This is a genomic window from Bradyrhizobium sp. LB14.3, assembly GCF_040547985.1.
GTDB lineage: Bacteria > Pseudomonadota > Alphaproteobacteria > Rhizobiales > Xanthobacteraceae > Bradyrhizobium.
In genome coordinates this window covers 1-5,938 of the sequence record NZ_JBEPQT010000071.1, presented here as the reverse complement: position 1 = coordinate 5,938, position 5,938 = coordinate 1, and the positions used below count along the sequence as shown (strand labels likewise).

The window sequence follows — 5,938 nt, the reverse complement described above, 5'->3', positions numbered from 1 at the left end:
GAAAGCAGGGCACGCGCTCCATTGCGCAAGACTTCTGTGAGTTGATCGTCGAAGATTCCCGGCTGAATCAGATGGATGACGTTATCGTTGGACACCGCATGTCGCTCCTTCGGTGGAGAAGTGGAGGCGTCAAGCACCCCCACGATATGCCGCCTTTCCGATTCCCGCCGTCACCAACTTTGGGCGATAGCTCGACTTCCGTCCGCCAGCGCGGACGCGCTCTTGTGTCACATACCAGATTAGGTAAGCATGAAGAGTGCTGTGCATAGCCGATCCGCGCTGGAAGATTGTGGTCGCCGACGGCGCGAAGAGAACCGCGATGTGGTTGCCGCGTGGCCTTGATCTGCTTTGATTCCGCTCGACCGAGTAATGGAGTGTTCTGTGATTGCAGCTCTGGCCCCCAACTAAAGTTTCTTTCCTTCTGGATCAGCCATGAGAAGGCTTAGTACCGGCGCCGGTTGCGTCAATCAGAGATGTCTTTCAGTGCTTCCACCAAAAGCCTATTGTCGTCTTCAGTGCGGCTTGCGATGCGCAAGAATCGTTTGCCATTCTGAAGCGTCTTGCCGCCATTGTGCCTGACCAATATCCGTCTATCTCTTAAAAGTGTTGAGGCGATCACGTCTCCATCCGGCCAATGGGGCGGGAGTTCGCAGAACACGAAATTTGCGTCGGGCTTCAGAACTCTCATTCCGTCGATGCTGCGCAGGTCTGCGTATAGTTTGTCCCTGTCGCTGCCCACCCTCATCCAACTCTGCTTTGCAGCGTGCGCCAGGTGAGGAAGCTTGCTTAGAAAAAACTCAGCAAACGTATTTACATTCCACGTGGGGAGGGCGGCTCTGATTTCGTCCATCGTCTGTACATTTGCTGATGCCGCATACCCGATCCGTAACCCGCATGTCCCGTAAATCTTTCCAAGACTTTTGAGAACGATCACATTGGGAAATTCCAGCAAGTGATTTTCCAGGCTTGCACTTCGCCCGAGCGCACTAAACTCGATAAATGACTCATCGATCAATAGGAGTTGCTGTTGAGCTCGAAGCGCGGAAGCCAGATATAGTAAATCCGGATAGGGAACCATCCGCGAAGTGGGATTATTCGGCGATATCACGACTGCGCCGTCGACACCATTTGCACGCGCAAATGCTGCATAGCGGTGCACATCGAGTTCAAAATCTGGCGGTGACAGGAAAAAGCGTGACAACCGCCCGGGCAAGGCGGTGGTTTCATAGGGATTGAAGGTTGGGACCGGGACAGCAATCCGCATACCCAGTCGGCCAAGGAGGATGGGAATCAGTTCAGCCACGCCATTGCAAATGACAAGATTATTAGCCGGCGTCTTCACCGCATCCGCAAGAAGCTGGACCAGCTGCGCATTAGGAGAGGGATAGCAAGTAATAAGCCGCGGTAGAGCGTTCTTAAGTTCGTCAAGGAACGCCTGCGGCGGAAAATATGGATTTACCAGAAGGACGAAGTCCTTGATGTCATATTTCCAATAGCCGCCGGGGAATCGGTTCACCAGGTCAGAAACCTCGTCCGGCCTAAGGGATGCGGCGATTTGTGCTGCGGTGTTCATGAGTGCGACTAGCTCAACGTTTCAGGACCAACGAAAATCGTAGGATCGTCGCGATCTCCCGACAAGCTCCCGGCGAACAAGTATCGAGCAGTGCCGATCCGTGCGGAGATGTTCTCGGCAACAAGTCTGGTGCACGCCGCGGTTGGCGAGACTACACGTCATCATGTGACCTGCTTGGAGTGAAGCCTGCAAGGCCCAAGAAGGCCAGTCGCTGGATCATACTACCACCCGCAATCAAAAGGAGCGACTGGTTAAAACCACCGATGACGCGACGGCGAAGATGCTTATCGCCGTATACATTGTTGCGCTGAGTGGTGGCACGCGAACAGGCGCGACGTGCGCTATAGCGAGCAGCAAGAAGGCAATGTTCATGACGTCCGGAAATGCTTTAGCAGAAATAAGAGGCTTAAAAAGAAATAGAAGCGCCAGGAGCGGAACGTCGTATGATAAGGGGATGCCCAAGAACCGTCCATCACGCGACCTGCCAAAGTTCGCAAAGTAGCTAAGCCTTATTGCTCCCGTCACCAGTAGAGCGGTTGCGGTCGCAAACGCGACTTGTGAAGCTTGGCTGACTTGTACCACAACTGCCGCAGGCAAAACGGCTCCATAGACGATATCTGCAAACCCGTCGAGGCTCGCTCCCATTCTTGCGACATCTGGATCCCGACCTTTGGTGCGACCTGCCACAAACCCGTCCAGGTGGTCCGATAGAACAGCCCAAAGCGCCGCTGCCACAGATAGCTCCAGGCGGTCAGAGAGAGCTAAAAACAGGCTGGCGGAGGAAAAGAGAAGACCTGTGATCGTTATCGCGTTCGCTGGATCCCAAAGGTATTTCAGCATTGAACTCTCACCTCGTTTGCAAATGACGTCTCGCCGCGTAGGCATTCGTTCGGCCCTTGAAAATGCGCTCGGCAATCTCCAAATCGTCAGCATTATCAATTTCGTACCAGCTGAGGCCGTCGCATTGCGCCGCGGCGAGCTGTAGGCCTCGCCTCGCTATCAGATAACCCAAAAATTCTTCGGTGTAGGTCTGCCTAGCTCCAGCGGTGATGATATCGTCCAGTGTCGGAACGATCGTTGCCTTGAGTGTCGGCGCTGAAAGCCGTAGGAGGTTCATCGTCTTGAAAAGCTTTGGGCCATCCGCAACAAGATTTGCCGCGGTTTGCTTCAATCGAAAACCTGAGATGAAGCCGTTCTGCGACAACAGAACGGCCGAGCCTTCCATTGAATCATCGAAGGGAACGACTGCAGCTACGTCGGTCCCGCGGCAGACCATCAAGTGTCGCAGCGCATCCTCTTCGAAAAAGACGTCGCCCTCGAGAAGAAAGCAGTCTCCGGAGAGAAGAGCGTCGCGCGCCAGCCACAAAGAATAGGCGCTTCCGGTGCGGTCGAAGACGGTCGACTCGACATATTTGATTCTGAGTTCGCCAAAGTTGCTACCGCAGGCATATTGAATGGCGTCTTTGCGGTAACCCACCACTATCGTCACCTCTTCCACGCCGACAGATTCCAGAGTGTGCAGAGCGTTGTGAAGAATCGAAGTGCCGTTGACCTCGACCAGCGACTTCGGCCGCAGATCTGTCAGAGGACGCAGGCGAGAGCCGCAGCCAGCGGCGAGAATGATGGCGTTCTTGGGGGCATCGGTCACAGTTTAGTTCCTTTTTCGTCGCGCCTCTAAGGTGAAACACCGACGGACTTCTTCGGCGCCAGCTTAGGCGCGCTGAAGCGAGATCAAGTCTGCCGGAGCCATCTGAAAATGGAGCCCAAGCGTGAAGACAGACAAATGGTCCTCGTCGGTCCTTTCTCCAGAGAGAAGGGAGGCGCTGGATCCGGTGCCTCGAGCTGCCGAGATGGCAAAGCGCGCATTTCGGTTGAGTGAGGCCGGCTACGGTATCTAAGGACTTCTCAGTGCAATGATTAGGCATTTAAGATTGCAGTCGAACCTGGCCAGCTAGGAGGAAGTCCAGGACAGTAGGTGGACAACGAAAATGCGCTCCTCTGTCGGCGAAACCCTATTTGCGCAGTTCAGCGTCGGGCCGCAAGTATCGCGTTTCCGCACGGGCGAGTTCGTCGTACTTGAGCAGTTCGAAGACTTCCTCGAGAGTAGCGATGTGCGGCTCAATGCTCGCGGTGCTTTCCTCAGCGATGATGCGACCGCAGACTTGACGCATTGCCGCTATTGCCGCTCGCATAGAGTGGTTGGCCCAGATCACCGTAGAGATGCTGGCTTTGCGGTATACAGAGATCGGTGTTCGATAGTATTTCGTCGGAACGATCACGACCGGCAATCTGCTCTGCCAAGCGCGCGCGAACGAAAGGACTTCGTCGGCGGTGCTCCTTCGCGAATGAATGAGGATCGCATCGGCTCCCGCGTCGGCGTAGGCGTGAGCGCGCGAAAGTGCTTCGTCCATCTCATGCCCAGCGATCAACGCCTCGATCCTTGCCACCAAGATCAAGTCGTCCGCGACTGTATCCTTCACTGCCCGGAGGCGGCCAGAGAATTCGTCGACATCGGCGAGGGGGTGCCGATGCCCAACAAACGAGTTCATCTTCGGAAAGCAACTGTCCTCGAGCGCCACGCCGGCTGCTCCACGCTGACGGAGCCTGCGTGTCACGAGGCGCGCATTGTTGAAATTCCCGAAGCCGCCATCTCCGTCAACGAGCACAGGCAGTCCGCTCGAGTCCACGATCCGCTCGACTACATCTACGAGTTGGCTCCACGACGCTTCATTGGCATCGCGGTAGCCCAGGGAGCAGGCAATTGAGAGGCCGGACGCCCAGAGGCCTTTGAACCCCGCGCGCTCAGCGATTGCGGCGGAGAGACCATCATGCGCTTCCATGAGGAACGATAGCTCTCTGCGGCAGCAGATTTCGGCCCGCAGCATTTCCGCACGTGAGGAACCAGCGGGTTGATTAGGGCCGTTGGCGGGAACAGATGCTGATCGATCTTGCATGCCAATTCCTTGTGATGACGCGGCTAACTTGTAGACCGGCCGATTTCATCAATCGATAGGTGACATGCTTCCGTCATCTAGATCAATTGCGAGGGTTGGTAGTTGACCTGGCCCGCAAACCTGTTCCGTGTCGGAGTGCTCAAGAGTCATCCTCGCGCTCTTCCGCGTGGTCAATCGCTACGTCGGCAACTTGCAGCCCATGCGGGGCGTCTTCCCCAGCTATCCCGCGCCTGTGATCCGTAATCAACCGAAGCCTATTACTGAGACGCGCGCTGAACTTTCACGCACGTTTCATTTTCTGTAGGGCGCCGCGGTCTTGCCTGTCCTGCCAGGTGCGAGGTGAACCGCCCCGGGTTTGCCGGAGGCTCCAACTCCTGAGAGGATGGAGCCATGACAAGCAAGACGACGAACAAGTTTTCAGCCGAGGTCCGGGCCCGCGCGGTTCGGATGGTTCTAGATCACGCCGGCGAGCACCCTTCGCGCTGGGCGGCGGTGACATCGATTGCGGCCAAGATCGGCTGTACGCCGCAGACGCTGCATGATTGGGTCAAGAAGGCGGAGATCGACAGTGGGCAGCGGGCCGGCGTTCCGACCGACACGGCCGAGAAGCTGAAGGCCCTGGAACGGGAGAACCGCGAGCTTCGACAGGCCAACGAGATCCTGCGCAAGGCGAGCGCTTATTTTGCGATGGCGGAGCTCGACCGCCGGTCCAAGCCATGATCGCCTTCATTGACGATCATCGTGGGGCGCATGGGGTCGAGCCGATCTGCAAGGTGTTGCCGATCGCCCCCTCGACCTACCACGCGCATGTCGCCAAGCGGCGCGATCCGGCCACGCGGTCGGCCCGCGCCAGGCAGGATGCCGCGCTGAAGATCGAGGTTCGGCGCGTGTTCGATGAGAACTTCCGGGTCTATGGCGTGCGCAAGGTCTGGCGGCAACTGAAGCGCGAAGGCTTCGATGTTGCCCGTTGCACGGTGTCGCGACTGATGCGGGACATGGGTTTGCAAGGGGTTATCCGCGGCAAACCGGTCAAGACCACGATCAGCGACAAGGCCGCGCCATGCCCGCTGGATCACGTCAACCGCCAGTTCAGGGCGCCAAGGCCGAACGTTCTTTGGCTCTCCGACTTCACCTATGTCGCGACCTGGAGCGGCTTTGTCTATGTCGCCTTCGTCATCGACGCCTATGCCCACAGGATCGTGGGCTGGCGGGCCTCGCGCACAGCGCATGCGGGCTTCGTGCTCGACGCGCTGGAGCAGGCACTGCATGATCGACGGCCGATCCATCGTGGCGGGCTCGTGCACCATAGCGACAGGGGCAGCCATGGCGGATTCAAACGGTCGTCGCAACACCAATTGTTTTCACTCATGACAGTAATTCGTCAAGCGCTTCTGCCGGCGTTTTCCAGCCC

4 protein-coding genes, 1 pseudogene and 1 other annotated feature are annotated in these 5,938 nt (G+C 57.2%); of the genes and pseudogenes, 1 reads left to right on the top strand and 4 read right to left on the bottom strand.

The genetic code is table 11. From position 1 onward, the window contains the following. Positions 1 to 463: 463 nt before the first annotated feature. The 4 genes from ABIB00_RS38645 to aepX all read right to left on the bottom strand — a co-directional run bounded on the left by ABIB00_RS38645 (position 464) and on the right by aepX (position 4,458). On the bottom strand, positions 464 to 1,573 hold the full coding sequence (locus tag ABIB00_RS38645) for a pyridoxal phosphate-dependent aminotransferase (RefSeq protein ID WP_354107968.1): 1,110 nt from the start codon (positions 1,571 to 1,573) through the stop codon (positions 464 to 466). Positions 1,574 to 1,807: 234 nt separating this feature from the next. Next, a complete protein-coding gene (locus tag ABIB00_RS38640) occupies positions 1,808 to 2,413 on the bottom strand; it encodes a CDP-alcohol phosphatidyltransferase family protein (RefSeq protein ID WP_354107967.1) in 606 nt (201 codons plus the stop codon). A 7-nt stretch (positions 2,414 to 2,420) separates the two neighbouring features. Next, the gene (locus ABIB00_RS38635) at positions 2,421 to 3,221 is read right to left on the bottom strand and encodes a phosphocholine cytidylyltransferase family protein (protein ID WP_354107966.1); all 801 of its coding nucleotides are present in this window, start codon (positions 3,219 to 3,221) and stop codon (positions 2,421 to 2,423) included. Between the two features lie 364 nt (positions 3,222 to 3,585). Continuing rightward, complete coding sequence (aepX, locus tag ABIB00_RS38630; protein WP_354107969.1) at positions 3,586 to 4,458, bottom strand: phosphoenolpyruvate mutase; 873 nt, start codon at positions 4,456 to 4,458, stop codon at positions 3,586 to 3,588. 459 nt (positions 4,459 to 4,917) lie between these two features. On the opposite strand from aepX, the pseudogene ABIB00_RS38625 reads away from it, so the two are divergent. Beyond that, positions 4,918 to 5,846: pseudogene (locus tag ABIB00_RS38625) on the top strand (IS3 family transposase); the annotation flags it as partial. Beyond that, positions 5,202 to 5,318 (top strand) — a sequence feature (AL1L pseudoknot). Its footprint overlaps the pseudogene before it by 117 nt. Positions 5,847 to 5,938: the final 92 nt, after the last annotated feature.